Origin of the sequence: Gryllotalpicola daejeonensis (assembly GCF_039538145.1) — a bacterium.
GTDB classification, from domain to species: Bacteria; Actinomycetota; Actinomycetes; order Actinomycetales; family Microbacteriaceae; genus Gryllotalpicola; species Gryllotalpicola daejeonensis.
This window is the reverse complement of the sequence record NZ_BAABBV010000001.1, coordinates 626,882-652,068: the sequence shown is the minus strand read 5'-3', so window position 1 is coordinate 652,068 and position 25,187 is coordinate 626,882. Positions and strand designations below refer to the sequence as shown.

Here is a 25,187-nt window from a genome sequence, read left to right as displayed (position 1 = left end):
CGCGGCTCACCACTCGCTGAGCACGCAGAACTCGTTTCCCTCGACGTCGGCCAGCACGACGAACGATCGACCGTCGCCCTGGCCGACGTCGACGCGTCTTGCGCCGAGGGTCTCGAGTCGCGTCACCTCGGCCCCCTGATCGTCGGCGTACAGATCGAGGTGCACACGGTTCTTGACGCTCTTCGGCTCGGGAACCGGCTGGAACACGATGCTCGGCGGCCCATACCGTGTCTCGCCCTCGGCGGGCTCGATGATCACCTCGCCTCGCTCGCCCGATGAACGCCCTGACCAGCCGAGCGCGGCTGCCCAGAAGTCGGCGACCCGCGCCGGGTCAGCGCTGTCGACGACAACGCCTGTGAATGTCAATGCCATGCGCACATGCTGGCCCAGACCGCCGACATCGGTAAGCGGCACCGGTCAGTCGGGCAGCTCAATACCGGCGTCGTCGACGTCGGCCGGCGTATCGATGTCCCCGACGACCTCAGAGCCGACCGGATGCCTCGCGAGCCGCAACCCGCCGAGCAGCGCCCTCATCGACGCGCCGACCGGGTCGCCGAGCGCGGCCAGCGCCTCACTCAGCGCGGCCGTGCGGTAGATGCCGCAGAGCCACTGCGGGCGGCCATCGGGGTCGACGAGCAGACATCCGTCATCGCCTGAATCGGCCGTGATGAGCACGGCCACGACAGCGTCGGGCGAGCGCAGATCGGCGGCGAGCACGAGCACCCATTCGGCATCGATGCGGGGGAGCGCGGCTGCGATTGCGGCCACCGGGCCGCCGAACGGCGGCTCCTCCCGCACCCATTCGACGCCGAACCCCGGTCGCTCGGGCCCCACGACGACGGAGCGGGCGCCCACCGCGTGGGCTGCCGCCACGGCGCGGCTGAGCAAGGGCACACCGTCAAGCTCAAGCGCAGCCTTGTCCACGCCGCCGAGCCGCGTGGCGCGGCCGCCCGCCAGCACGATCGCGCCCAGACCCTCAGCCATCGCCGGTCGCCTTCAGCACGGTCACCGCGTCGCCGGCTCGCACGTCGCCGATCCCGGGCGGCACGACGGCATAGGCATCGGCCTGAGCGAGCCGCGCCACGAAGTGCGACCGCCCCGCACCGGCAGGCCGCACGAGGCGGCCGTCGACGATCACGGGAAGATACTGCTGCCGATCCGCACGGACCCGCCAGCCCTCCGCCGCCGTCGCCGTGAACGTGCGCGTTTCGCCCGTCAGGCCCCGCAGGCGCGCGATCGCCGGCCTCACGAACACCTCGAACGACACGGCGGCCGCCACCGGGTTCCCCGGCAGCCCGAACATCGGCGGACCGCCGCCGACGCGCCCGAACGCCTGGGGCCTGCCGGGCTGCATCGCCACCTCGCGGAAGTCGAGCACGTCGCCGAACGCCTGCCGCACGACGTCGTACGCGCCGGCGCCGACGCCGCCCGTGATCACGATGAGGTCGACGGATGCCTGAACCGTCGCGACCCGCGCGCGCAGGGCCTCGCGCTCGTCTCTCGCGAGTTCGACGTGCGTGACGGAACCGCCGGCAGCCGTGACCAGCTCGGTGAGCAGCAGCGAATTGGACTCCCACAGCTGCCCACGCGCGAGCGGAGCGCCCGGCGTGACCAGCTCGTCACCGGTGGCGAACACGGCGACTCGCGGCGCCGGGTGAACAGTGACCTCGCTGCTCCCGGCCGCCGCCGCTGCCGCCAGCTGCCGCGGCCCGAGCGGCACTCCGGCGTCGAGCACGACCGCGCCGGCCTGCGCTTCCTCGCCCGCGCGCCGCACATGGGCACCTTCGCGCGCCGCTCGCATGACGTCGACACAGCCCCTCGCCGGGAAGGCGGAGCCCGAGGTCGTCTCTTCGAGGGGAACGACGGTGTCGGCATCCGTCGGCATCGGCGCGCCCGTCATGATGCGCGCCGCCTCACCGGGCGCAAGCGGCGGGTCGGCTGCGCTGCCGGCCGCAACGTCCGCGACCACCTGCACACTCACCGCCGCATCAGGCGCAGCCGACGCGACGTCCGCGAAGCGCAGCGCGTAGCCGTCCATGGCGGCGTTGTCGAACGGCGGCAGTGCGTGCGCCGCCACGACAGGCGAAGCAAGAACCAGCCCCCTGGCGGCCGTCAACGGCGCTGTCACGGGCGCGAGCGGAGCGCACTGCGCGAGAACGAGATCGAGGTGCTGCGCGACCGAGAACATAAGGATGCGACTTAGCATACGGTCATGGCGAAGAAGGCCCCGAAGACCGGAATCGACGAGTCGGAACTGCGCACGGGGCATCGGAAGCGGGTGGCCGTCGGCGTCCCCGCCATCGTCAGGTCGATGCGCATGTCGGTCGATCAGATGGGCGTGGTGCGCAGCGCAGAGACGCTGCTGCGGGTCAATCAGAAGGACGGCTTCGACTGCCCGGGCTGCGCGTGGCCAGAGAATGAGCGCCGCCACATCGCCGAGTTCTGCGAGAACGGCGCGAAGGCCGTCGCCGAAGAGGCGACGCTGCGCCGGGTCGGCCCCGCGTTCTTCGCGCAGCACTCGGTCGCAGAGCTGCTCGAGCGGGACAACTACTGGCTGGGCCAGCAGGGGCGGCTCACGCATCCGATGATCCTCGACGAGGGCGCGACCCACTACCGCCCGATCTCGTGGGACGACGCGCTGAGCGAGGTCGCCACAGCGCTGCGCACGCTGCCCGATCCGAACGAGGCGGTGTTCTACACCTCGGGTCGCACCTCGAACGAGGCGGCCTTCCTCTATCAGCTGCTGGTGCGCGGGCTCGGCACGAACAACCTGCCCGATTGCTCCAACATGTGCCACGAATCCAGCGGCACGGCGCTGACCGAGACGCTCGGCGTCGGCAAGGGCACGGTGTCGATCGTCGACGTGCAGAACGCCGAGCTGCTCATCGTCGCCGGTCAGAACCCGGGCACGAATCACCCGCGCATGCTGAGTGCCCTTGAGAAGGCCAAGCAGAACGGCGCGACGATCATCGCGATCAACCCGCTGCCCGAGGCCGGACTGTTGCGATTCGAGAACCCCCAGACCCCGCGCGGGGTGCTGCTCGGCGGCACCAAGCTCGCCGACCGCTACCTGCAGATCAAGCTCGGCGGCGACCAGGCGCTGTTCCAGGCGGTCGGCAAGCGGCTGCTCGAGCTCGAGGCGCAGCGCGGCGACGTGCTCGACCACGAGTTCATCGCGCAGTGCACGAGCGGATTCGACGACTACCGCGCCGCGCTCGAGGCGGCCGACTGGGCTGAGCTCGTCGAGGCGAGCGGCATCCCCGAAAGCGAGATCAGGGCGGTCGCCGACGCGATCGCACGGTCGAACTCGACGATCGTGTGCTGGGCCATGGGCCTCACGCAGCACGCGCACGCGGTGCCGACGCTGCGCGACATCGTCAACGTGCTGCTCCTGACCGGCAACATCGGGAAGCCGGGCGCCGGCGTCTGCCCGGTGCGCGGCCACTCGAACGTGCAGGGCGACCGCACCATGGGCATCTGGGAGAAGCCGGGCGAGGCGTTCCTGGCCGCACTCGACCGCGAGTTCGCCTTCACCGCGCCGCGCGAGCACGGCTACGACACCGTGGCCGCGATCGAGGCGATGCGCGATGGCAAGGTGAAGGTCTTCATGGCCGTCGGCGGCAACTTCGCCTCGGCGACGCCCGACACCGAGGTCACCGAGGCCGCCCTGCGCACTACCGAGCTCACGGTGCAGGTGTCGACGAAGCTCAACCGCTCGCACCTGGTCACGGGGCGACGCGCGATCATCCTGCCGACCCTCGGCCGCACCGACCGCGATCGGCGCGACGCCGGTCTGCAGAAGGTCACCGTCGAGGACTCGATGAGCGCCGTGCACGGGTCGCACGGCCGCCTCGCGCCGCCCGCCGAGGACCTGCTCAGCGAAGTCGCGATCCTCGCGCGTCTGGGCGCACTCATTTTCACGGGGCCGGATGCCCGGTCGAATGCACCCCAGGCGGATTGGCGCGCGCTCGAGGGCGATTATCGACGCATCCGCGCGCACATCTCGCGCGTCGTTCCGGGCTTCGACGATTTCGAGACCCGCATCGACGGCGGCCGCAGCTTCGTGCTGCCGAACGGGGCGCGCGACTCGCGCACCTTCGCCACGGCGACCGGCAAGGCGATGTTCACGGCGAACGAGCTGCAGTACCCGCGCATCCCGAAGGGCCGGCTGCTGCTCCAGACGATCCGCTCGCACGATCAGTACAACACGACGATCTACGGCTCGGACGACCGCTATCGCGGCATCTACAACGGCCGCCGCGTCGTGCTCGTCAACGCGCACGACCTGCGTGAGCTGGGCTTCGAGAACGGCGAGCTCGTCGACCTCGTCTCAGAGTGGCGCGACGGCGTCAAGCGCAGGGCGGAGAAGTTCCGACTGGTGACCTACAGCACGCCGCGCGGCAACGCGGCCGCGTACTACCCGGAGACGAACGTCCTCGTGCCGCTCGACTCCTACGCGCAGGGCAGCCGCACGCCCACGTCGAAGTCGATCATCGTCCGTCTCGAGAAGCGGGCGGACGAGGCCTAGTGTTCCGGCGCCCAGCCGGCCGCCAATTCTGTGACGGATGCCACCGCCGCGGCGATGTCGTCGGGAGTGGCGCCTGCGCGCCCCGCCACGAGCCCCGCGGCGAAGGCGCTGAAGGGCGCTGCGGGCCGGGCGACGCTTCGCGCGACATCGCCCGCGAGGTCCAGAATCAGGGCGATCGGCAACTGCTCGGCGTCAAGGCCGAAGCGCTCGCGCAGCGCAGCAGCCCACTCGTCGAGGGCTTCGGGCGGAAGCGAACGGGACGAGCTCTCTGACATGGGTTCCTCCTCGATCAGCGCAGGCCGGGGCGACTTAGCATGGCCGCATGGGACGCATCACGGCGCATCGGCCCGTCACCAGGATCACGCTAGGCCACGAGCCGCACCGGCGGCCAGACACGCTCGTGGTCGAGGAGCCGCTCGAGATCAGGGTCGGCGGCCTGCCGCTCGCCGTGACGATGCGCACACCGGGCAACGACGTCGAGCTGGCCGCCGGGTTCCTCGTCTCGGAAGGCGTGATCGCCCACGCGGCGCAGTTCGGCTCGGCGATCCACTGCGGCGGGCCGGGAACCGGGGGCGTCGAGAATACGTACAACGTGCTCGACGTGACTCTCGCGCCGGGCGTTCCCGCCCCGACCCCCGACCTCGCGCGCTCGGTGTACACCAGCAGCTCGTGCGGGCTGTGCGGCAAGGCATCCATCGAAGCGGTCGAAACCGTGTCGAACTACGACGTGGCCGCCGACGCGGCCGCGCTCGACGCGACGCTCCTCGCGACGTTTCCCGACCGGCTGCGCGCAGCGCAGGCGGTCTTCCAGAAGACCGGAGGCCTGCACGCCGCAGGCCTCTTCGATGCGGGCACGGGCGAGCTGCTCGTCGTGCGCGAGGACGTCGGTCGGCACAACGCCGTCGACAAAGTGGTCGGCTGGGCCGTGCTGCACGGCCGGCTGCCGCTTTCCGGCACGGTGCTCATGGTGTCCGGCCGTGCCGGTTTCGAGCTCGCGCAGAAGGCCGTGATGGCCGGCATCCCGATCCTCGCCGCGGTCTCTGCGCCGTCTTCGCTGGCGGTCGAGCTCGCCGCGGCGTCCGGCCTGACCCTCGTCGGATTCCTGCGCGGCCAGTCGATGAACGTTTACGCGGGTGCCGAGCGGCTGCGCGTTCCCGCGCTCAGTGGAACAGCTGGCTGATGAGGTCGAGTCGCAGCTGCGCCTCGAGCGCGATCACGACATAGAGGGCGAGCGACAGCAGCGGAACCCACGAGATGAGGCCGCTTCCGACGGAGATGAACGCCCTGCCGTACCGCCCGGTCGCCATGTTGTGCAGGGTGACCGCAAGCCACATCGGAATCACGACGGCGTAGACGAGCGCGCACCACGGGCACAGCGTGCCGATGTTGTAGATGCTCTCGGTCGACAGCCACGCGATGAAGCCGATCGCGAACCAGTGGCCGAGATTGAACAGCAGCCAGAACCAGTTCGGGAAACGCACGCGGCCCAGCAGTGCGACGCCGACGATGACCGGTGCAGGGAACATCATGAGCCCGAGCAGTGGGTTCGGGAAGCCGAACACCCGGCCCTGCCACGACAGGATGTTCTGACCGCATTGCAGCGACGCAGAGATCGTGCAGCCGAGCTGGGCGTCCGGGTGCGCGAGCAGCGTGAAGTCGTCCTGCGTGAGCGAGAACGAGGCGAGGAGCCCGAGCGCGCCACCGACGATCAGCAGAATGGCGAGTGCGAGGTGGCGGGGGCGCTCGGCGGTTTCGGGCAGGGTCTGCGACACGAGGTGAGTATCGCATGCCGCGTTAGGCATGAACCTGCGGAAGACACGCCGTGCGATAATGAGATGCAGGCCATCCCGCGAGGCGGACGATGGCCGTGACGAAGACAAGGTTTTCGTGTTCCCACAGCGAACACGAGCAGGCGGCCCGACACGGCCCGCCGAGTGAAGGATTTGCGGCAGCTGCAGAAGCTGCCCCGTGAGAGTTCCCGTGGCGACGGGGCCCAGGCTCCGCCCGCACGGTACGAGGAGTGCACCAGTGATGGTGGAAAAAGATGAATACAACGGTTCGGCTGACGCAGGAAAGCGTCGTGGGCGATTTTTCGGCGGGCGTCGCCGCAAGGCAGACGAGGGTGAAGCGGTCGCGCAGCCGGTGACGCCGGAGCCCGAGCCCCAGCCCCAGCCGCAGCCCGAAGCTCCCGCAGCGCCCTCCGCCGAGACGTCGATCGACGAGGAAGCGGTCGCCGCCGATCAGGACCACCCGCTTGCGCCGGCGCTTCCTCAGCCGCTCACCACGCCGGTTCCCGTCGTCGGAACCCAGCAGGTGCCGCTGACCGGCCCCGCACCGACGACGATGCTGCTCTTCCAGGCGCCGCCCGCCCTCGCGCTTCCGCCCTTCGATGACGACGAAGAGACCGGGGATGCCGATTCCGGCGGCACCGGCACGCGTCGTCGCCGTCGCCGCGGCGGCTCGGGCGGGGCATCCGATGACCAGCCGCGCGAGCGCGAGAAGCCGGCCAAGCGCGAGCCCGAGCTCATCACCGAACCGCAGAAGGTCAAGGGCTCTACCCGGCTCGAGGCCAAGAAGCAGCGCCGCCGCGACGGCCGCGACGCCGGCCGCCGCCGCGCCGTCATCACCGAGGCGGAGTTCCTCGCCCGCCGCGAGGCCGTCGACCGGACCATGGTCGTGCGCTCGAAGGGCGGCCGCATCCAGATCGGCGTCCTCGAAGACAAGGTGCTCGTCGAGCACTACGTCGCCAAGAGCCAGGAAGCCTCGCTCATCGGCAACGTCTACCTCGGCAAGGTGCAGAACGTGCTTCCCAGCATGGAGGCCGCCTTCGTCGACATCGGCCGCGGCCGCAACGCCGTGCTCTACTCGGGCGAGGTCGACTGGGAAGCCGCGCAGGCCGAGTCCGGCGAGAAGAACCAGCCGCGCCGCATCGAGCTCGCGCTCAAGCCCGGCGACAAGGTGCTGGTGCAGGTCACGAAGGACCCCGTGGGCCACAAGGGCGCCCGCCTCACGAGCCAGGTCTCGCTGCCGGGCCGGTACCTGGTCTACGTGCCGAACGGCTCCATGAACGGCATCAGCCGCAAGCTGCCTGACACCGAACGCGCCCGCCTCAAGAAGATCCTGAAAGAGGTCCTTCCCGACAACGTCGGCGTCATCGTGCGCACCGCGGCGGAGGGCGCGACCGAGGAGCAGCTGACGCTCGACGTCAACCGCCTCACCGCGCAGTGGGCTTCGATCCGTGAGGCCGTCGAGAAGGTGCAGGCGCCGGCGCTGCTGCACAGCGAGCCCGACCTGCTCATCAAGATCGTCCGCGACGTCTTCAACGAGGACTTCCAGAAGATGGTCATCCAGGGTGACGACGCCCGCGAGACGATCGAGCGCTACCTCGGCCACGTCGCCCCCGACCTGCTCGACCGCGTCGAGCCGTACAGCGGCACGAAGGACGACGCCTTCGACGAGTTCCGCATCTCCGAGCAGATCGAGAAGGCGCTCGACCGCAAGGTGTGGCTGCCTTCCGGTGGCTCGCTGATCATCGACCGCACCGAGGCCATGACCGTCATCGACGTCAACACCGGCAAGTTCGTCGGCTCAGGCGGCAACCTCGAAGAGACCGTCACGAAGAACAACCTCGAGGCCGCTGAAGAGATCGTCCGGCAGCTTCGTCTGCGCGACATCGGCGGCATCGTCGTCGTCGACTTCATCGACATGGTGCTCGAGTCGAACCGCGACCTCGTGCTGCGCCGCCTCGTCGAGTGCCTGAGCCGCGACCGCACCAAGCACCAGGTGGCGGAGGTCACCTCGCTCGGCCTCGTTCAGATGACCCGCAAGAAGCTCGGACTCGGGCTGCTCGAGACCTTCAGCGAGCCGTGCGAGGTGTGCGCCGGCCGCGGCATCATCGTCCACCACGACCCCGTCGTGAAGCACCGTGCGCAGCAGCCCGAGCGCGGCAGCGAGCGGCGCCGCGGCCGCGGTGAGCGCGGCGGCAACGGCAACGGCGGCTCGTCGAACGGCAACGGCAATGGCGCGCACGCCCACGAGGGCACGCACCAGCTGACGGAGGAGGCGCGCAACAGCCTGGCCCGCATCGCGGCCTCGACGCTCGGCCACCCGGTCACCGCGCCCGTGCAGGTCGTCGAGGCCGAGGCCCCGGTTGAACAGGAGGCTGCCGCGGAGGAGGCACCCCGCAGCCGTCGATCGCGTTCGCGCCGCGCGCGCAGCGGGGGAGGGGCGGGGGATGCCACGCCGCAGGCCCCTGCGCACGAGGAGCCGCAGCATGAGGCATCCGTCATCGAATTGCCCACGCCGCAGCCCCAGGCCAAGGCCGAACCGCGTCCCGTCAACGCGCAGGCGACCGAGCAGCTGCTCGACTCCGTGCTGGACTCGCTGCCCGCGAAGCAGCCGCGCCGCAGCCGCCGGGTCTCGACGGGTGCGCTGACGACGCAGAGCGGTCAGTCAGCGGCGGTCGACGGCGCGGACGCGTAGCCCGCTGTCGCGCAGCCGCTCGACGAGCTGACGCATCGACACCGGCTGAGCGCCGAGGGCGACGAGCTCGTCGTAGCGCTCGGCCGGCACGTCGTAGTGGTCCAGATCGAACGCACGGCGTGGCACTCCGGCTTTCCCAGCGAAGGCATGCAACTCTTGAAGAGACGCATCACTGACCAGGTGCGACCACAGCGTGCCGTGAGCCGGCCATGCAGGTTGGTCGATCAGCACGGTCATAGGCGTCGAGCCTAGCTGAGTGCCCCGTGCGCGAGGCTGGCCTCGGTTTGACCGAGCATGCCGCATCAAGTACCCTTGATTGTTGGCGTGCGCTGGCTTTCGCCGCGCTCAAGCCCAGGTTTCCCGAGCCGTCACCGGCCGGTGATCAACCCCAATTTTCAAGCATCGGAGCGAGTTCGCTCCCCGGAGAAGTAGGTACTGAAGTGGTTTTCGCAGTTGTGCGCGCCGGCGGTCGGCAGGAGAAGGTCGAGGTCGGCACCATCGTGACGCTCGACCGCATCAAGGCTGACGAGAACGGCAACGTCTCGCTCGCGCCGGTGCTGCTCGTCGACGGCGACAAGATCACCTCCGACGCCAAGGCCCTGGCCAAGGTGACGGTGACCGCTGAGGTCCTCGGCGACCTCCGCGGCCCGAAGATCGTGATCCAGAAGTTCAAGAACAAGACCGGCTACAAGAAGCGCCAGGGCCACCGCCAGGAGCTCACGCGCGTCAAGGTCACCGGCATCAAGTAGTCCCCAGGGCTCGAGAGACATAGAGGCACAGAGATGGCACACAAGAAGGGCGCAAGCTCCACTCGCAACGGCCGCGACTCGAACGCGCAGCGCCTCGGCGTGAAGCGCTTCGGCGGCGAGCAGGTCAACGCCGGCGAGATCATCGTCCGCCAGCGCGGCACCCACTTCCACCCCGGCGCCAACGTGGGCCGCGGCGGCGACGACACGCTGTTCGCGCTGTCGGCCGGTGCCGTGCAGTTCGGCGTCAAGGGCCGTCGCAAGGTCGTCAACATCGTGGCGGCTGAGGCGTAATCGTCGAATCCTTGAGATTCAATGAAGGGGCGGGCTTCGGCCCGCCCCTTCGCTATTCCTGAACAACCCCGCTCCCTGAGGAGACTTTCATGGCGACGTTCGTCGACCACGTGACCCTGCATCTGCGGGCCGGTCACGGCGGAAACGGCTGCGTGAGCGTGCGCCGCGAGAAGTTCAAGCCACTCGCCGGCCCTGACGGCGGCAACGGCGGCCACGGCGGCGACATCGTGCTGGTCGCCGACCCGCAGGTGACCACCCTGCTCGGGTATCACCGCCGCCCGCACCAGTCGAGCGAGAACGGCGGCTTCGGCATGGGCGACATGCGCCACGGCGCGCGGGGAGCAGACCTCGAGCTGCCCGTGCCGGTCGGCACCGTCGTGAAGACGCCGGAGGGCGAGGAACTCGTCGACCTGAACGAGCCCGGCATGCGCTTCGTCGTGGCCGCAGGCGGCGTCGGCGGCCTCGGAAACGCGGCGCTCTCGAACCCCAAGCGCAAGGCACCTGGTTTCGCGCTGCTGGGCACGCCCGGGTGGGAGGGCGACGTCGAGCTCGAGCTGAAGACGATGGCGGATGTCGCGCTCGTCGGCTACCCCTCGGCGGGCAAGTCGTCTCTCGTGGCCGCGCTGTCGGCTGCGAAGCCGAAGATCGCCGACTATCCCTTCACCACGCTGACGCCGAACCTCGGGGTCGTGCAGGCCGGCGACGTCCGGTACACGGTCGCCGACGTGCCCGGCCTCATCGAGGGCGCGAGTGAGGGCAAGGGCCTCGGCCTCGAGTTCCTGCGCCACGTCGAGCGCTGCAGCGCGCTGCTGCACGTGCTCGACTGCGCCACGCTCGAGCCCGGCCGCGACCCGATCTCCGACCTCGAGGTCATTCAGGCAGAGCTCGCGGCGTATCCCGTGCCGGCCGGCCAGGTGCCCCTGCTCGAGCGCCCGCAGCTCGTCGCGCTGAACAAGATCGACGTGCCCGACGGCAAGGACCTGGCCGACTTCGTGCGGCCCGAGCTCGAGTCGCGCGGCTTCCGGGTCTTCGAGATCTCGACCGTGAGCCACGAGGGCCTCCGGCAGCTGTCGTTCGCGCTGGCGGAGGTCGTCGAGGCCGAGCGCACCCGCCTTGCGGCCGAGCAGGAGGAGCGCCCGCGCATCGTCATGCGCCCGCAGGCGGTCAACGCCGCGCCGTTCACCATCAAGGTCGAGGGCGGCAGCGACGGCACGTACTATCGCGTGCTGGGCCAGAAGCCCGAGATGTGGGTCGCGCAGACCGACTTCCAGAACGACGAGGCGGTCGGATTCCTCGCAGACCGCCTGGCCAAGCTGGGTGTCGAAGACGGCCTGTTCGAGGCGGGCGCGGTCGCCGGCGACACCGTCGTGATCGGCCCGGGCGGCGGCATCGTGTTCGACTGGGAGCCCACCCTGACCTCGACCGCCGAACTCGTCACCGCTCCGCGCGGCACCGACGAGCGACTCAGCCAGAGTTCGCGGGCCACGCGCCGCGAGCGCCGCGAGCAGTACTACGACCGCATGGACGGCAAGGCCGCCGCCCGCGCCGAGCTGGACGCAGAGCGCGAGGCGGGCATCTGGACCGATGCCGACGGGGAAGATGTCGAAAGGAACGACGATTAGCACTCGGAACGTCGTCACAGCAGCCACGCGGATCGTCGTCAAGGTCGGCTCGTCGTCGATCAGCGGCGAGAACTCGTGGCAGATCGCGCCCCTGGTGCTCGCGCTCGCGGCAGCGCACCGTCGCGGCGTCGAGATCGTGCTGGTCTCGTCCGGCGCGATCGCGACGGGCATGCCGTTCCTCGAGCTCGAGTCGCGCCCAGATGACCTCGCGACCCAGCAGGCCGCGGCCGCCGTCGGCCAGAACGTGCTCGTGCATCGCTATCAGGCCGCCCTCGACCCCTATGGCATCGTCGCCGGCCAGGTGCTGCTCACGGCCAACGACATGGAGGACCTGACCCACCGCGAGAACGCGCAGCGCGCGATGGAACGGCTGCTGCAGCTGCGCATCCTGCCGATCGTCAACGAGAACGACACGGTCGCGACCCACGAGATCCGCTTCGGTGACAACGACCGGCTCGCGGCGCTCGTCGCGCGGCTGATCGGGGCGCAGGTGCTCGTGCTGCTCTCTGACGTCGACGCGCTGTATACGAAGCCGCCGCAGGAGCCCGGTGCCGAGGTCATTCCGTATGTCGGCATCGACGACGAGCTGGCCGGTGTTGAGATCGGCGCGACCACGGTCAACGGGGTCGGCACCGGGGGAGCGGTCACCAAAGTCTCTGCGGCGCGCCACGCCGCCGAAGCCGGCATCGCGGTGGTGCTGACGTCGACGGATCTCGTCGCAGACGCTCTGGACGGGGCATCCGTCGGCACCTACTTCGAGCCCGCGCGCAAAAACTAGACTGACCTGCATGTCCCTGCTCGAGAACGCAACGGCGCCCACAACCGGCGACTTCGACTCAGCCGCCTTCTACGCGAAGCTCGACGAGTCGAAGCTCGCGGCGCGCGCACTGGCGACCGCAAACACCGCCGCGAAGGACGCGGCGCTGGAGGCCATCGCGCAGGACCTGCTCGCGCACGTCGACGAGATCGTCGCCGCGAACGCCGACGACCTTGCCCGCGGCCAAGCCGACGGGCTGAGCACGGGCCTGCTCGACCGGCTGACGCTGACCCCCCAGCGTGTGCAGGGTCTCGCTGACGCGGTGCTCGACATCGTCGCCATCGCCGACCCCGTGGGGGAGTCCGTGCGCGGCAAGACCCTGCCGAACGGCGTGCACCTCGAGCAGGTGCGTGTGCCGTTCGGTGTGGTCGGCGCCATCTATGAGGCGCGCCCGAACGTCACGGTCGACATCGCGGCGCTCGCGCTCAAGAGCGGCAATGCCGCGGTGCTGCGCGGCGGGTCGGCCGCCGAGAGCACCAACCGCGTGCTCGTCGCAGTGATCCAGGGTGCACTCGCGCGCACAGGGCTTCCCGGGACATCCGTTCACACCATCGACGAGTTCGGCCGCCGCGGCGCCGCCGAGCTCATGCGCGCGCGCGGCTGGGTCGATCTGCTTGTGCCACGCGGCAGCGCGCAGCTGATCCAGACCGTCGTCACCGAGTCGACGGTGCCCGTCATCGAGACCGGCGCAGGAGTCGTGCACATCGTGCTCGACGCGAGCGCGCGCGAGGACTGGGCCGTCGACATCGTGCGCAACGCGAAGGTGCAGCGCCCGAGCGTCTGCAACGCGGTCGAAACGCTGCTCGTGCATGCGGATGCCGCGGCGAGGCTCCTTCCCCCCGTGCTCGGCGCGTTGCGGGAGTCCGGGGTCACCATCCGTGCCGACGAGCGCGCGCGGGCGGTCTTCCCCGACGCGGTGCCCGCGACCGACGAGGACTGGGCGACCGAGTACATGAGCCTGGACCTCGCCGTGCGCGTCGTCGACGACCTCGACGAGGCCATCGACCACATCCGGCGGTACTCGACGAGCCACACCGAATCCATCATCACCAATGACCTCGGCAACGCCGACCGCTTCCTCGCCGAGGTCGACTCTGCGGTCGTCATGGTCAACGCGTCGACGCGGTTCACCGACGGCGGCGAGTTCGGCTTCGGCGCAGAGGTCGGCATCTCGACGCAGAAGCTGCACGCCCGCGGCCCGATGGGTCTGCCAGAGCTCACGAGCACGAAGTGGCTGGTGCGCGGCTCCGGGCAGATCCGCCGATAGACTGAGCCTGACGCCCCACGTCGAAAGGAACCGATCCGCAATGCTGCACACCGCCGTCCTCGCCGCGTTCGAGTACCAGGAGCACGAGCTGCCCATCCCGGCGATCGTCTACGGCATCATCGGCGCGGTCGTGTTCATCTTCCTCGGCGCCGTCACGTGGAGCTACAAGGATGTCTCGCTGCGCCACCGCGCGTCCGGCGACCCTGACGCCGCGCAGCACATGACCTCGACCGGCTCCGAGTCGCACGGCTCGGGCCACCCGGGCCACCACTAGGCTTCAGCGGCAGCCGCCTACACAGATGGTCGTGCCTCAGCTCGGTCGACGACGGGTCGGCGTGATGGGCGGCACCTTCGACCCGATCCACCACGGCCACCTGGTCGCGGCGAGCGAGGTCGCCCAGTCGTTCGGCCTCGACGAGGTGGTCTTCGTGCCGACCGGCCAGCCGTGGCAGAAGGGGCCGGTGAGCCCGGCGGAGCATCGCTATCTGATGACCGTCATCGCGACGGCATCCAACCCGCGCTTCACCGTGAGCCGCGTCGACATCGATCGCCCCGGCCCGACCTACACGATCGACACGCTGCGCGACCTGAAGGCGGAACGGCCGGACGATGAGCTCTACTTCATCTCAGGCGCCGATGCGATCGCCCAGATCCTCACCTGGCACGACGTCGAGCAGCTCTGGGAGCTGGCCCACTTCGTCGCTGTGAGTCGTCCGGGACATGAACTGAGCATTACAGGTTTGCCGAAGGGCGACGTAAGCTTGTTGGAAGTTCCGGCACTGGCGATCTCCTCCACGGATTGCCGCAGCCGGGTGAGCAGGGGCTTCCCCGTCTGGTACCTGGTTCCTGACGGCGTTGTCCAGTACATCTCCAAGCATCATCTGTATCGGAGCGTGGCATGACGTTGAGGCAGGATCAGCAGCCGCCGCTGACGCGCCGTCAGCTCCGCGAGATGGAGCGGGCTGCACAGATGGAAGCGACCGGCGAGCAGCAGGTTCCCGCCGTCGCGCTTCCCTTCTCCGCTTCGCCCGCACCAGAGCCTGCGGATCTGCGGCCGGTGATTTCCACGGATGCCCCGGCACCGCCGCCTGCGCAAGAATCCGAGCCCGCTGCTCCGGCCGCCGCCGTGGTGCCATTGACGCGCCGTCAGCTGCGTGCCTTGCAGCATGCAGAAGAGATCCAGTCGGCACCGATCTCCGAGCCGCAGGAAGAGAAGCCGGCCGCTCCCGCCGCCGAGCCCATCACCGAGGCTCCTGTCGCGTCGCTTCCCATCGCGTCTCTACCGTTGCCGCAGCCGTCGCTTCCGACCCCGCCAGTCATCTCGGAGGCTCCGAAGCCGGCCATCCCTGCCGCGTTCACCGCTGCAGAGCCCGAGGTCATCGACGATGCTCCCGTCGGGCCGACGACGGGCGAGGTGCGCGCCTACCAGCCGCCGACCGGCCACTGGTCGCTCGGCGCGAACGAGACCTTCGACGACGTGATCGCGTCGGGTGTGGCGGATGCCTCAGGGGCCACCACCACCTCGAACGCGCTGATCCTGCCGGTCATCCCCTCTGCCGCGGACATGACCGGGCCGCTGAACGCGACCGGCGAGATCCTGCTCACGGGCTCGATCGACCTGCCCCGGGGCCTCGGCTCGACGGGTCAGATCCAGGGCCACTTCGACGGCCCTGATATCGACCACCTGCTGGATCAGCACGACCGCGATGCGGCGCCGAACTCGAGCGTCGAGCCGGTAGCGGCGACCCGTGCGATCTCGACGCACGTCCCGACGGTCAGCACCAACATCGTTCCGCCGAAGAAGACGAGTCACAAAGTCGGCGCGATCGTCGGCGTCTCCGCGGGCGGAGTCGCGGCGCTCGGGGTCGTCGGCGCGATCATCGCCGGCTTCGTCTTCCACGTCTTCTGAACCAGAGAGATCACTGCATGACGGCATCCGCCCAGGCCCGAGAGCTTCTGCAACTGGCTGCGGTCGCAGCCGACTCGAAGGCCGGCGAAGACCTCGTCGCGCTCGACGTCAGCGGCCCGCTTCCCCTGACCGACATCTTCCTGCTGGCGTCGGGCAACTCCGAGCGGAACGTCGTCGCGATCTCTGACGCCGTCGAAGACGCGCTGAACGACGCCGGCGTCAAGACGCTGCGTCGCGAGGGCAAAGAAGGCGGTCGCTGGGTGCTGCTCGATTTCGGGGACCTCGTGGTGCACGTCTTCCACCAGGAAGACCGGCAGTACTACGCGCTCGAGCGACTGTGGCGCGACTGCCCGGTGGTGCCGTTCGAACTGCCGCACTCGGCGGTGGCGGGGCAGGGCTGAGGTCGCCTCGATTTCATGGCACGCCCTCGGCTGTAGTAAGCTGAACGAGTTGCCGCGAGAGCGAAAACACCTCCACTGGGTTGGTTTCAACACTGTGTTGGTCCAGCAACATGGGTCTGTGGCGCAGCTGGTAGCGCACCTGCATGGCATGCAGGGGGTCAGGGGTTCGAGTCCCCTCAGATCCACTCCAGATACACGGAAGCCCCGGTCAGATTCGCTGACCGGGGCTTTTCCGTACCGGGTTGAACCCCCTTCCCGGCCCAGTTGATGTGTGATTGGGGGTTGGGAGAATCTCGGGTTCATCTCCTGGGCCGGGAAATCGGGTTACCCACCTATATTCGCGGTGCAGTCATCGGCCGGCATCCGTGCTGACCACGGAATCACCACGGATGCGTCCACTGTCGGTAGATTCGAACGATGACTGGGCCGACCCCCGCAGCCATCTCCGCTCGAGAAGCGGAGGTGCTCAGCGCGCTCCGTGAGCACCTGTCGAACGCTGAGATCGCCGCCCGTCTGAGCCTTTCGGTGCGCACGGTCGAGAGCCATGTGTCTTCGCTGCTGCGGAAGCTGAACGCCGCCGACAGGCGGGAGCTCGCGGCGCGGTCGATGCCGGGCTCCACGCCACCGCCGCGGCTGGTGAGGCCGCCCGTGCAATGGACCAGTTTCGTCGGTCGTGAACGTGACCGCGCGGAGCTCATCGACGCCCTCGAGCGCTCCCGTGTCGTGACCGTGCTCGGACCGGGCGGCATGGGGAAGACCCGGCTCGCGGCCGCCGTGGCCACCGAAATGGCCCCCGACCTGCCGGGCGGCGCGGTGTGGGTGGATCTGGTCTCATCGCAGCCGGAGTCGGCTCTGCAGGCCGTGGCAGCTGCTCTCGAGGTTCGCGAAGAACCGGACAGGGCGCTGCGCGAGCTCGTGCTCGATCGGCTGGGTGCGCAGCCCTTGCTCCTGGTGCTCGACAACTGCGAGCAGCTCATCGACGCCGTCGCGGAATTCGTCTCAGCCGCCCTCGCGGCCTGCCCCTGGGTGACGGTGCTGGCGACGAGCCGCCGCCGTCTCGACATCCGCGGCGAGCGGGTGGTCGCCCTGCCCCCGCTCGCGCCCGACGACGCCGTCCGGCTGTTCCTCGAGCGAGCGGGAAGCGACGAGATGATCGAGCGGCCGGCGGTCGAGGAGATCTGCCGCCGACTCGAGGCGATGCCACTGCCGATCGAGCTCGCGGCAGCCCGGGTCGCGTCGCTCGGCGTGCCGGCCGTGCTCGCCGCGCTCGATGACTCCCTGGACTTCCTGTCACGCGGGCAAAGCGTGGACGGCCGGCACAGCTCCGTGCGCGGTGTGCTCGACTGGAGCTTCCGCCTCCTGCGCGACGACGAGCGTGCCGTCTTCGTTCGGCTCGGCGCCTTCGCCGACCAGTTCGACCTGGAAGCCGTCGCCGAGGTGGCGGGCGTTGAGGCCGCGGCAGCGGCGGGTCTGCTCGGCCGCCTCGTCGACCACAGCCTGGTCGTGCGCGTGCACACGGCGGCCGGGACCCGCTGGCGGATGCTCGAGCTCGTGCGGGCCTATGCCGCCGAGCAGCTGGAGCTGACCGGCGAGACGGGCGAGGCGCAACTCCGTCACGCCAGATGGGCCGCGGCATCCGCGGTGGCGCTGGAGCGGCGGCTAGCTGCCGACGACCCTGCATGGCGAGCGGAACTCGACGTCCTGGTGGACGAACTGCGCGCCGTGCGCGACCGCCCGGCCGCGAGCGACGAATGGCATGTGCTTGTGCCGGCCCTGGCGCATCTGCTGTACGCGAGCGGATTCCTCGCCGAAGCGCGCGAGACCTACCTGAGCGCGGCAGAGCACGCGCCGGCGGATCGCGAGGCGATCGACGCTCTCATGGCCGCGGCGGATATCGCACTGGCGGAGTTCCACGTCGGCGGGGCATTCGACGACTTCCTTCGCGCCGCCGATGTCGCCGAGCGAGCCGGCGACGGTGTCGCGCAGGCCGAGAGCCTGGCCCGCGCGGTGATCACGGCGACCCGTCTCGCTGCGGGCATGCCGCGCAGGATCGGCGACGAGCGGCTGGCGGAGCTTGTGGATGCCGCGCAGCGCGCCCTGCCGCCGGGGGAGCAGGCCGCAGCCGCCGTCGTCGCACAGGCGCGGGCGAGCATGCTGATCCGCACTCGTCGTGCCGCAGAGGAGGGATTCGAGGAGAGCGCTCTCGCGGCCGCCCGACGCAGCGGCGACCCCCTCCTGATCAGCGGTGTGCTCGACATCCTGGCCATGCGCGACCTCGGCCGCGGTGCCCTGCGCTCGGCGTATGAGCACACCGCCGCGCGGGTTGAGGTCCTGCGGGCCGTGGAACGGCATGATCCGCGCGGAGCGTTCGAGCTCACCGACCTCTTCCGCATGCTCACCGAGGTGGGGCTCGCCGTAGGTGTGCTGGCGGAGACCCTCCGCGAGCTCGAGGGCTTCCGCAGGGACGCCGCCGTGATCACGCCTCGGCAGCGCACCGCCGAGTCGGCTCTGCCGCTCGCGCTGGCGGGGCGGTTCGATCAGGCGCTCGACGCCGCCGCGCACGCCTGGGCGGAGTGGAAGAACGGCATCGGCCGGCCCCCTCGTGGGCTCGAGGAAGTCGCCTACGGTGCGGCGCTCGTTCACGGCCTGCGTGGGGACGACGGGCTGAGCTCTGAGTGGTTCGAGCGCGGCGATCGTGTGGAGCGGGCGATCGGCCACGACCCCGAGGCGAGCGACGTGCGGCGGTACTGCGCGGCGCGCATCGCCCTTGCCCGCGACGACGCACCTCGGGCCGTCGCGATTCTCGGCGACGTCCTCTCGGACCCGGCCGGCTGGCACCACCCGCGCCCGGACTTCACCGTCGACCGCGTGTACGTCTGGTCGCTCGCTGCGGAGGCCGCGGTCCTCGCGGCGCGGCCCTCGGCCGCAGCCGAGCTCGAGGTCGCGGCGCAGGCCGCTCACGAGAGCGACTGGACGGCCGGCTATGTGGCGCGGGCGAGGGGGAGGCTCACCGGCGATCGGAGTGCGCTTGAGGCATCCGTTGCCATCTGGGAACGCATGGGGGCGCGCTACGAACGCGCCTGCACGCTGCTTCTGCTGCCGTCCCGCGCCGACGAAGGGCGGCGCGAGCTCGCGGCGCTCGGATGCGGTTAGTCGCCTCCACCGGCGCTGCGGTGGCGTGCCTCGATCTCACGATTGATCTCGACCAGCTGCTCGTCCGTCAGGTTGTAGCGGCTGATGATGACGATGGCGAGGATCAGCAGGATGCCGGGGATCACGGAGACCAGCCAGAGGATTCCCTCTTTCGCGCCGTTCGTCTGAGTCTCGGTGCCCGCGACGTAGCCGGTGGCAGCGAGGACGATCCCGGGAACGACGCCCCCGAGCGCGAAGCCCGCCTTGAAGAAGATGCCGGTCAGGGCGTTCACGATGCCCGAGATGCGCCGCCCGGTCTTCCATTCTCCGAATGAGATCACTTCGGGCACGAGCGCCCACATGTACCCGGTCGCCACGATGATGCCGATCGACCGCACGACCTGCGCCACGAGCACCCAGGCGACGTTGTGGGCGGGATCCGGGATGAAATAGAGCATCGCGAGGCCGACGATGCCCACGAGCAGGAACGAGATGAAGAGGGCGCGCTTGCCGATCGCCCGGCGGATGGCTGGGACGATCGGCAGGAAGACGAATGCCGGAAGCACTCCGAGCGCGTTGAACCACCCGGCGAGCTCCTCGTGATGCACGACCTCTGTCATGTAGTAGGCGGCACCCGAGTTGCCGACGGCCATCATCGCGAAGGCCGTGACGAAGAAGAATGCGAGGGTGCGCAGGTGCCGGTTCCGGCGGAACTCGACGACGAGGTCCGTGAGCTTCACCTCCTCCTGATGTGCGGCATCCATGACCACGCGCTCGCGGGTCTGGCTGAAGCAGAAGATGAGCACGGCGAGGCCGACGGCGGCGAACACGGTCATCGTCGTCTGCCACGCGCCGGCGGCGGCCGCCGTTCCCCAGTCTCCGGTGGGCGAGATCGCCTGCACGATCACGGGAACACCGAACGCGACCGCGAGGCCGCCGATGTTCGCCATGAACATGCGCGTCGTGGTCAGGACGGAGATCTCCTCGTTGTCTCGCGTCAGTGATGCGTTCAGCGCGCCGTACGGCACGTTGAGCAGCGTGTAGAGCATCGACAGCCCGACGTAGGTGACGTAGGCGTAGAGCAGTGAGCCCGAGAACCCGTTCCAGAACACCAGGACGGCGAATACCGAGAGGGGGATGCCGGCGAGGATGAGGTAGCCGCGATATCGACCCCACGGCGTCGTGTGCTTGTCGACGAAGGTGCCGACGAGGGGGTCCCACACCACGTCGACGAGGCGAACCACGAGGAACATCGTCGCGGCGACGCCCGCCCCGAGGCCGAAGACCTGCGTGTAGAAGAACAGCAGGTAGGTGGCGACGGTGTTGTAGATCAGATTCTGGGCGAGATCGCCCGCGCCGAAGCCGATGCGCTGCAGCCAGCTGAGCCGATAGAAGCCGGCCGCCGTGCTCTCGGAGGACGCCACACCCGGATCATATGACGACGGCGCCCCGGGCAGAACCCGGGACGCCGTCTTCGCTCGTGAGCGCTGAGCGTCAGCGCCGCAGCAGGCTTCCGCCCGCGCGCAGGCGCGAGAGCGCATCGATCGTCGCCGCGAGCACCAGGACGGCGCCGGCGATGACGTTGTTGATGCCGGAGGGGAGGTTGAGCAGCCCCAGGCCGTTCGTGATCACGGCGATCACGAGTGCACCGACCGCGGCGTGCACGAGCCGGCCACGGCCGCCGAAGAGGCTGACGCCGCCGACGACCGCAGCCGCGACACCCGAGAGGACGATGTCCTTGCCGGCCGTGGCGTCGATCGACCCGACGCGCGCCGCGGTGAAGAGGCCGGAGCCGACCGCGAGGAACGAGCAGATCACGAACACGAGGAAGCGGATCAGCACGACGTTGACGCCCGAGCGGCGCGCGGCCTCTGCATTGCCACCGACCGCGTAGATGTAGCGACCGAACTTCGTCCGGTCGAGCACGAAGGTGCCGATCCACAGCACGGCGAGCACGATCGGAACGACGATCGGGACACCGCGGATCGAGATGATCGACGACGACCGGTCCTGGCTGAGCAGGAAGACGGCGAGGCCGCCGAGCACCAGCAGTGCCCCGGACTTGATCCACACGAGCGAGAGCGGGCCGTTCGGAACGTTCGCCGCGGTGCGGCGGCTGCGGTCCCAGAATGCCGTCGCGAGCGACAGTGCAACGAACACCGCGAGCATCAGCCAGCCTGCCCAGACGGGCAGATTGTTGTTCATGATCGCGACGATCGCCGGCGTCTGCACCTGGTAGTTGCCGCCCGTGCCGATGATGATCAGCTCGAGGCCCTGGAAGCCGAGGAACAGGCCCAGAGTGACGACGAACGAGGGAATCCCGATCCGTGCCACGAAGAAGCCGATGAACGACCCGACTGCGAGGCCGACGACGAAGGCGATCAGCAGCGCGAGCAACCAGTTCAGCTTCGTCACGTCGACCAGCACGACCCACACGCACATCGCGAGGCCGCCGGTGACGCCGGCGGACAGGTCGATCTCGCCGAGCAGGATGACGAAGACCAGCGCCATGCCCAGCATGACGAGCTCGGCGGCCTGGGTGAGGAAGTTGGCGAAGTTGCGCTCGGTCAGGAAGTACGGGCTCAGGAACGAGAACAGCACGGCGAGCACGATGAAGCCGCCAACGGCGGGCAGTGCGCCCATCTCGCCCCCGCGCACGCGCGACCACCAGGCGCGGACCTGGTCGCCGACGCCGCCTTCCTGGCCGCTGCCGATCAGGCTGTCGACGGACTCGGGCAGGAGCGTCGTGGTGTTCGTGGTCGCGGTGTCATTGCTACTGGAGGCGCTCATGCGCGTGCTCCGCTCGGGTCGTAGGTCTTGCTGCCGGTGATGTAGCCGACGACGTCGTCATAGGTGGTCTCGGCGGTGGCGACCTCGGCGACCATCGTGCCGAGGTACAGCACGCTGATGTAGTCGGCGACCTTGAAGACGTCGGCGAGGTTGTGGCTGATGATGATGACGGCCACGCCCTGTGCGGCGAGCCGCTGCACGGTGTTGAGCACCTGCTCGGTCTGCGCGACGCCGAGGGCGGCGGTCGGCTCGTCGAGGATGACGACCTTGGCCTTCTTGAGCACCGCGCGTGCGATGGCGACGGTCTGGCGCTGGCCGCCGGAGAGCGAGGCGACCTTCTGGCGCACTGACTTCACCGTGCGCACGTTCAGCGCGCGCAGCGCCTCGGAGCTCTGGCGCTCCATCTTGCCCTCGTCGAGCGTGCCGCCGACCAGCTCTTCGCGGCCGAGGAACATGTTCTGAACGATGTCGAGGTTGTCGCAGAGCGCGAGGTCCTGGTAGACGACCTCGATGCCGAGAGCGGATGCATCACGCGGGTGGGTCAGCGACACGGGCTGCCCTTCGAACCGCACCTCGCCCTCGTCGTAGGGCTGCACGCCGGCGAGGCCCTTGATGAGGGTCGACTTGCCCGCGCCGTTGTCGCCGACGAGGGCCGTGACCTTGCCCGGGTAGGCGCGCAGCTCGACGCCGCGCAGCACATTCACCGGACCGAAGCTCTTGACGACACCCGTCAACTCGATGATGGGAGTGTCCATGTGGGGAATCCTCAATCTCTTGAATTGATGCCAGAAAAGTAGGGGCCGGCCCGGGAAGATGACCTGGGCCGACCCCTGCTTGTGGACTGCTCAGGCGCCTACTACTGGACGCCGTTGGCCGCGCAGGCCGCCTTGACGGCACCGGTGCAGATGTCGGAGACCGTGGCGTCACCGGCCTGGACGACCTTCTCGACGTCCTTCGGGCCGACGAGCACGGGCGTGACCGCCACATACGGCGTGCCGTCGTCGAGCTTCTTGTCGACGTTCGGCTTCTTGCCCTTCAGCAGCTCGATCGCGAGGTCGCTCGCGGCCTTCGCCTCGTCGGGGACGTGCTTCCACACGGTGCCCGTCTGCTTGCCGAGAAGGACGTTCTGCAGACCGGCGGTCGACGCGTCCTGGCCGGAGACGGGAACCTTCAGGTGGTTCTTGTCGAGGACCGAGATGACGCCCGCGGCGTTGGTGTCGTTGGCGACCCACACCGCGTCGACCTTGCCGCCGAGCGCGGTCAGCGCCTGCTCGAAGTTGGTCGCCGACTTGGCGCCGTCCCAGACCCCCGGCGGCTCCTTCGCCGGCTTGATGCCCGCCTCGGACATCACCTTGTCGGCGCCGTCGTGGAACATCTTCGCGTTGCCGTCGGTCGGGTCGCCGCCCATGTAAACGACGGTGGCCGTCTTCGGGTCCTTGTTCTCGGCCTTGAGTCCGTCGACGATCGCCTGGCCCTCGAGCTCGCCGACCTTCTCGTTGTCGAACGAGACGTAGTAGTCAGCACCCGAGATCGGGCGGTCGTAGGCGATGACCGGAATGCCCTGGGCCTTGGCCTTCTTGGCCACGGCGGCGCCCGCGCCGTTGTAGTCGACGAGCAGCATCACGCCGCAGCCCTGCGAGAGCTCCTGGTCTGCGATGGTGGCGTACTTGCTGGTGTCGCCCTGGGCGTTCTGGATGTCGGTCTTGAAGCCGGCGCCCTCGAGGGCCTTCTTGAGGTCGGGCCGGTCCATGTTCTCCCAGCGGGGCGAGGACGCCGCGTCGGGGAGGATCACGCAGGCGGTCTTCGAAGAGGCCTTGCCTGCCGAATTCGACTTGCTGTTGTCGCCGTTGCCTGAACAGCCGGCCAGCACCAATGCTGCCGCGGATGCCAGAACAGCGAGCGAAACCAATGAGCTGCGCTTCACGTCGCGCTCTCCTTCGTTTGCTGTGAGCGAGAACACTCTCGCTGCCCCCTCATCCTTGAGTGGGGCATTCGCATCATGCCTGAAACTGAGCGTTATTGCACGACAGGACGAACGCGTTTTTGTATCAATACCAGTTCGGCGTGTGCGACATCTCGAAAGACCACGCGGCGCACGGCGTGCCGTAGGAGCTCTTGATGTAGGCGAGGCCCCAGTTGATCTGGGTGACGTAGTTCGTCGTCCAGTCCGCGCCGTAGCTCGCCATCTTCGACCCGGGCCACGCCTGGGGGATGCCGTAGGCGGCGCTCGAGGGGTTGTACGCGTTGACGCGCCAGCCGGACTCATGGGTCCACAGGTCGAGCAGGCAGCCCCACTGACTGGAGCCCCAGCCGTGGTTGCCGAGCTGCGACCGCGCATACGCCTTGGCGGCGGCCGGGTCGGGCGTGATACTGCGCGAGATCGCATACAGCGAAGACGCGCTGCCCTGGGCGGCGCGCTGCCGGGCGAGCGCGGCGAGGTACGCCTGGTGCTCCGCGTACTTCTTCTGCAGTGCGGCGCTCTGCGACTTGAGCTCGCCCATCTCCTTGAAGGCGACGGCGCTCTGCTTCTGAGAGCTGGAGAGTGCGGAGTCGGCCGCCTGCTGGGCGGCTTTCGCCGTCGCGAGAGCCTGCTGCGCCTGCTCGTCGAGCTTCTTTCGGGTCTGCTCGGCTGCCGCGGCCTGCGCAGACAGTGCGGCGGCGACGTTGGACTGCTGGGATGCCTGATCGCGCAACCCCGAGGCGAGGCCGGTGAGCCGGCTCATCGCGCTCAGCCGGTCGAGCAGCTGCGACTCCTTCCCGTGCTGCAGCAGCAGCTGGGTGGTCATTCCGCTGTTGCCGCCCGCGAGATACAGCTGCGAGGCGATCGAACCGAAGCGGCGGTCGGCCGACGCAGCCTTCTCTTTGGCGGCATCCGCCTGCGCCTTCAATCCGTCGGCCTTCTTGCTCGCCTGCTGGTACGCCTGCTCGGCCTTGGCGTAGTCGTTCTGCTTCTCGAGCGCGGTGGCCGCTGCGGCGACGGCGACGGCCTGCTGCTTCTTGACGAGGCTCTGCAGCTTGTTGTACTCGGCGGTCGAGGCGGCTGCGTTGCGCTTGGCGGCCTGCACCTCGGCCTCCGTCGGCCAGTGCTCCGCGGCAGACGCGGGGGCTACGGCACCGAGGCCGGTCACAAGCGCCGCCGCGGCCGCGACGGCAATGGCCAGAGTCACTCTCGTCCTACGCATACGCTCGAAACCATATA

At 69.3% G+C, this 25,187-nt stretch carries 24 protein-coding genes and 1 tRNA gene; 14 read left to right on the top strand and 11 right to left on the bottom strand.

Annotated features, from left to right (window positions below):
• Window positions 1-6 precede the first annotated feature (6 nt).
• From ABD736_RS03280 to ABD736_RS03270, 3 genes are read right to left on the bottom strand one after another with little or no spacing between them, the layout of a single operon-like run.
• On the bottom strand, window positions 7-372 hold the full coding sequence (locus ABD736_RS03280; RefSeq protein WP_344790304.1) for a VOC family protein: 366 nt from the start codon (window positions 370-372) through the stop codon (window positions 7-9).
• A gap of 45 nt (window positions 373-417) precedes the next feature.
• Window positions 418-984 (bottom strand): molybdenum cofactor guanylyltransferase, encoded by a 567-nt coding sequence (mobA, locus tag ABD736_RS03275; RefSeq protein ID WP_344790303.1) that lies wholly within the window; start codon window positions 982-984, stop codon window positions 418-420.
• A complete protein-coding gene (locus ABD736_RS03270; protein ID WP_344790301.1) occupies window positions 977-2,188 on the bottom strand; it encodes a molybdopterin molybdotransferase MoeA in 1,212 nt (403 codons plus the stop codon). The genes mobA and ABD736_RS03270 overlap by 8 nt, the downstream gene beginning before the upstream one ends.
• 24 nt (window positions 2,189-2,212) lie before the next feature.
• Here ABD736_RS03270 and ABD736_RS03265 point away from each other — a divergent pair, with 24 nt between their 5' ends.
• A complete protein-coding gene (locus tag ABD736_RS03265) occupies window positions 2,213-4,528 on the top strand; it encodes an FdhF/YdeP family oxidoreductase (RefSeq protein WP_344790300.1) in 2,316 nt (771 codons plus the stop codon).
• Here ABD736_RS03265 and ABD736_RS03260 read toward each other — a convergent pair.
• On the bottom strand, window positions 4,525-4,803 hold the full coding sequence (locus ABD736_RS03260) for a DUF6457 domain-containing protein (RefSeq protein ID WP_344790299.1): 279 nt from the start codon (window positions 4,801-4,803) through the stop codon (window positions 4,525-4,527). The genes ABD736_RS03265 and ABD736_RS03260 overlap by 4 nt on opposite strands.
• A 47-nt stretch (window positions 4,804-4,850) precedes the next feature.
• Between ABD736_RS03260 and fdhD the strand changes: the two genes are divergently transcribed.
• Window positions 4,851-5,708 (top strand): formate dehydrogenase accessory sulfurtransferase FdhD, encoded by an 858-nt coding sequence (gene fdhD / locus ABD736_RS03255; RefSeq protein ID WP_344790298.1) that lies wholly within the window; start codon window positions 4,851-4,853, stop codon window positions 5,706-5,708.
• Here fdhD and ABD736_RS03250 read toward each other — a convergent pair.
• Window positions 5,689-6,300: a vitamin K epoxide reductase family protein gene (locus ABD736_RS03250; RefSeq protein ID WP_344790297.1), complete on the bottom strand. Its 612-nt coding sequence runs from the start codon at window positions 6,298-6,300 to the stop codon at window positions 5,689-5,691. The genes fdhD and ABD736_RS03250 overlap by 20 nt on opposite strands.
• A 259-nt stretch (window positions 6,301-6,559) precedes the next feature.
• Here ABD736_RS03250 and ABD736_RS03245 point away from each other — a divergent pair, with 259 nt between their 5' ends.
• Window positions 6,560-9,010 (top strand): Rne/Rng family ribonuclease, encoded by a 2,451-nt coding sequence (locus ABD736_RS03245; RefSeq protein WP_344790296.1) that lies wholly within the window; start codon window positions 6,560-6,562, stop codon window positions 9,008-9,010.
• Here the strand turns inward: ABD736_RS03245 and ABD736_RS03240 are convergent.
• On the bottom strand, window positions 8,981-9,247 hold the full coding sequence (locus ABD736_RS03240) for a DUF4031 domain-containing protein (protein WP_344790295.1): 267 nt from the start codon (window positions 9,245-9,247) through the stop codon (window positions 8,981-8,983). The genes ABD736_RS03245 and ABD736_RS03240 overlap by 30 nt on opposite strands.
• A gap of 203 nt (window positions 9,248-9,450) precedes the next feature.
• On the opposite strand from ABD736_RS03240, the gene rplU reads away from it, so the two are divergent.
• The 11 genes from rplU to ABD736_RS03185 all read left to right on the top strand — a co-directional run bounded on the left by rplU (window position 9,451) and on the right by ABD736_RS03185 (window position 19,219).
• Window positions 9,451-9,759, top strand: coding sequence for a 50S ribosomal protein L21 (gene rplU / locus ABD736_RS03235; RefSeq protein WP_344790294.1), 309 nt, complete (start codon window positions 9,451-9,453; stop codon window positions 9,757-9,759).
• 33 nt (window positions 9,760-9,792) lie between these two features.
• A complete protein-coding gene (gene rpmA, locus ABD736_RS03230) occupies window positions 9,793-10,050 on the top strand; it encodes a 50S ribosomal protein L27 (protein WP_344790293.1) in 258 nt (85 codons plus the stop codon).
• Between the two features lie 89 nt (window positions 10,051-10,139).
• On the top strand, window positions 10,140-11,672 hold the full coding sequence (obgE, locus tag ABD736_RS03225) for a GTPase ObgE (RefSeq protein ID WP_344790292.1): 1,533 nt from the start codon (window positions 10,140-10,142) through the stop codon (window positions 11,670-11,672).
• A complete protein-coding gene (gene proB / locus ABD736_RS03220; RefSeq protein WP_344790291.1) occupies window positions 11,650-12,450 on the top strand; it encodes a glutamate 5-kinase in 801 nt (266 codons plus the stop codon). Before obgE ends, proB begins: the two co-directional genes overlap by 23 nt.
• A 10-nt stretch (window positions 12,451-12,460) precedes the next feature.
• Window positions 12,461-13,756 (top strand): glutamate-5-semialdehyde dehydrogenase, encoded by a 1,296-nt coding sequence (locus ABD736_RS03215; protein ID WP_344790290.1) that lies wholly within the window; start codon window positions 12,461-12,463, stop codon window positions 13,754-13,756.
• 40 nt (window positions 13,757-13,796) lie between these two features.
• Window positions 13,797-14,030 (top strand): hypothetical protein, encoded by a 234-nt coding sequence (locus ABD736_RS03210; protein WP_344790289.1) that lies wholly within the window; start codon window positions 13,797-13,799, stop codon window positions 14,028-14,030.
• Window positions 14,031-14,055: 25 nt separating this feature from the next.
• Window positions 14,056-14,658 (top strand): nicotinate-nucleotide adenylyltransferase, encoded by a 603-nt coding sequence (gene nadD, locus ABD736_RS03205; protein ID WP_344790288.1) that lies wholly within the window; start codon window positions 14,056-14,058, stop codon window positions 14,656-14,658.
• Complete coding sequence (locus ABD736_RS03200; RefSeq protein ID WP_344790287.1) at window positions 14,655-15,665, top strand: hypothetical protein; 1,011 nt, start codon at window positions 14,655-14,657, stop codon at window positions 15,663-15,665. The genes nadD and ABD736_RS03200 overlap by 4 nt, the downstream gene beginning before the upstream one ends.
• A gap of 17 nt (window positions 15,666-15,682) precedes the next feature.
• Window positions 15,683-16,066 carry a ribosome silencing factor gene (gene rsfS, locus ABD736_RS03195; RefSeq protein ID WP_344790286.1) on the top strand — a complete coding sequence of 128 codons (384 nt, stop codon included), beginning with the start codon at window positions 15,683-15,685 and terminating at the stop codon, window positions 16,064-16,066.
• A gap of 112 nt (window positions 16,067-16,178) precedes the next feature.
• Window positions 16,179-16,251: transfer RNA gene (locus tag ABD736_RS03190), tRNA-Ala, on the top strand.
• Window positions 16,252-16,483: 232 nt separating this feature from the next.
• Window positions 16,484-19,219 carry an ATP-binding protein gene (locus tag ABD736_RS03185; RefSeq protein ID WP_344790285.1) on the top strand — a complete coding sequence of 912 codons (2,736 nt, stop codon included), beginning with the start codon at window positions 16,484-16,486 and terminating at the stop codon, window positions 19,217-19,219.
• On the opposite strand, the gene ABD736_RS03180 is transcribed toward ABD736_RS03185, so the two are convergent.
• From ABD736_RS03180 to ABD736_RS03160, 5 genes are all read right to left on the bottom strand, one after another.
• Window positions 19,216-20,622, bottom strand: a complete 1,407-nt coding sequence (locus tag ABD736_RS03180; RefSeq protein ID WP_344790284.1) for a glycoside-pentoside-hexuronide (GPH):cation symporter — start codon at window positions 20,620-20,622, stop codon at window positions 19,216-19,218. The two genes, ABD736_RS03185 and ABD736_RS03180, sit on opposite strands and share 4 nt — an antisense overlap.
• 70 nt (window positions 20,623-20,692) lie before the next feature.
• Entirely contained in the window at window positions 20,693-21,988 is a 1,296-nt protein-coding gene (locus ABD736_RS03175) for a sugar ABC transporter permease (RefSeq protein ID WP_344790283.1), read from the bottom strand.
• The gene (locus ABD736_RS03170; protein ID WP_344790282.1) at window positions 21,985-22,743 is read right to left on the bottom strand and encodes an ATP-binding cassette domain-containing protein; all 759 of its coding nucleotides are present in this window, start codon (window positions 22,741-22,743) and stop codon (window positions 21,985-21,987) included. Before ABD736_RS03170 ends, ABD736_RS03175 begins: the two co-directional genes overlap by 4 nt.
• A gap of 101 nt (window positions 22,744-22,844) precedes the next feature.
• Window positions 22,845-23,912 (bottom strand): sugar ABC transporter substrate-binding protein, encoded by a 1,068-nt coding sequence (locus ABD736_RS03165; protein ID WP_344790281.1) that lies wholly within the window; start codon window positions 23,910-23,912, stop codon window positions 22,845-22,847.
• Between the two features lie 124 nt (window positions 23,913-24,036).
• Window positions 24,037-25,155, bottom strand: a complete 1,119-nt coding sequence (locus ABD736_RS03160; protein WP_344790280.1) for a coiled-coil domain-containing protein — start codon at window positions 25,153-25,155, stop codon at window positions 24,037-24,039.
• Window positions 25,156-25,187 lie beyond the last annotated feature (32 nt).

Coding starts and splice junctions, on each gene's coding strand:
- ABD736_RS03280 (WP_344790304.1), bottom strand. CDS start 372: ATGGCATTGACATTCACAGGCGTTGTCGTCGACAGCGCTGACCCGGCG.
- mobA (WP_344790303.1), bottom strand. CDS start 984: ATGGCTGAGGGTCTGGGCGCGATCGTGCTGGCGGGCGGCCGCGCCACG.
- ABD736_RS03270 (WP_344790301.1), bottom strand. CDS start 2,188: ATGTTCTCGGTCGCGCAGCACCTCGATCTCGTTCTCGCGCAGTGCGCT.
- ABD736_RS03265 (WP_344790300.1), top strand. CDS start 2,213: ATGGCGAAGAAGGCCCCGAAGACCGGAATCGACGAGTCGGAACTGCGC.
- ABD736_RS03260 (WP_344790299.1), bottom strand. CDS start 4,803: ATGTCAGAGAGCTCGTCCCGTTCGCTTCCGCCCGAAGCCCTCGACGAG.
- fdhD (WP_344790298.1), top strand. CDS start 4,851: ATGGGACGCATCACGGCGCATCGGCCCGTCACCAGGATCACGCTAGGC.
- ABD736_RS03245 (WP_344790296.1), top strand. CDS start 6,560: ATGGTGGAAAAAGATGAATACAACGGTTCGGCTGACGCAGGAAAGCGT.
- ABD736_RS03240 (WP_344790295.1), bottom strand. CDS start 9,247: ATGACCGTGCTGATCGACCAACCTGCATGGCCGGCTCACGGCACGCTG.
- rpmA (WP_344790293.1), top strand. CDS start 9,793: ATGGCACACAAGAAGGGCGCAAGCTCCACTCGCAACGGCCGCGACTCG.
- obgE (WP_344790292.1), top strand. CDS start 10,140: ATGGCGACGTTCGTCGACCACGTGACCCTGCATCTGCGGGCCGGTCAC.
- proB (WP_344790291.1), top strand. CDS start 11,650: ATGTCGAAAGGAACGACGATTAGCACTCGGAACGTCGTCACAGCAGCC.
- ABD736_RS03215 (WP_344790290.1), top strand. CDS start 12,461: ATGTCCCTGCTCGAGAACGCAACGGCGCCCACAACCGGCGACTTCGAC.
- ABD736_RS03210 (WP_344790289.1), top strand. CDS start 13,797: ATGCTGCACACCGCCGTCCTCGCCGCGTTCGAGTACCAGGAGCACGAG.
- nadD (WP_344790288.1), top strand. CDS start 14,056: ATGGTCGTGCCTCAGCTCGGTCGACGACGGGTCGGCGTGATGGGCGGC.
- ABD736_RS03200 (WP_344790287.1), top strand. CDS start 14,655: ATGACGTTGAGGCAGGATCAGCAGCCGCCGCTGACGCGCCGTCAGCTC.
- rsfS (WP_344790286.1), top strand. CDS start 15,683: ATGACGGCATCCGCCCAGGCCCGAGAGCTTCTGCAACTGGCTGCGGTC.
- ABD736_RS03185 (WP_344790285.1), top strand. CDS start 16,484: ATGACTGGGCCGACCCCCGCAGCCATCTCCGCTCGAGAAGCGGAGGTG.
- ABD736_RS03175 (WP_344790283.1), bottom strand. CDS start 21,988: ATGAGCGCCTCCAGTAGCAATGACACCGCGACCACGAACACCACGACG.
- ABD736_RS03170 (WP_344790282.1), bottom strand. CDS start 22,743: ATGGACACTCCCATCATCGAGTTGACGGGTGTCGTCAAGAGCTTCGGT.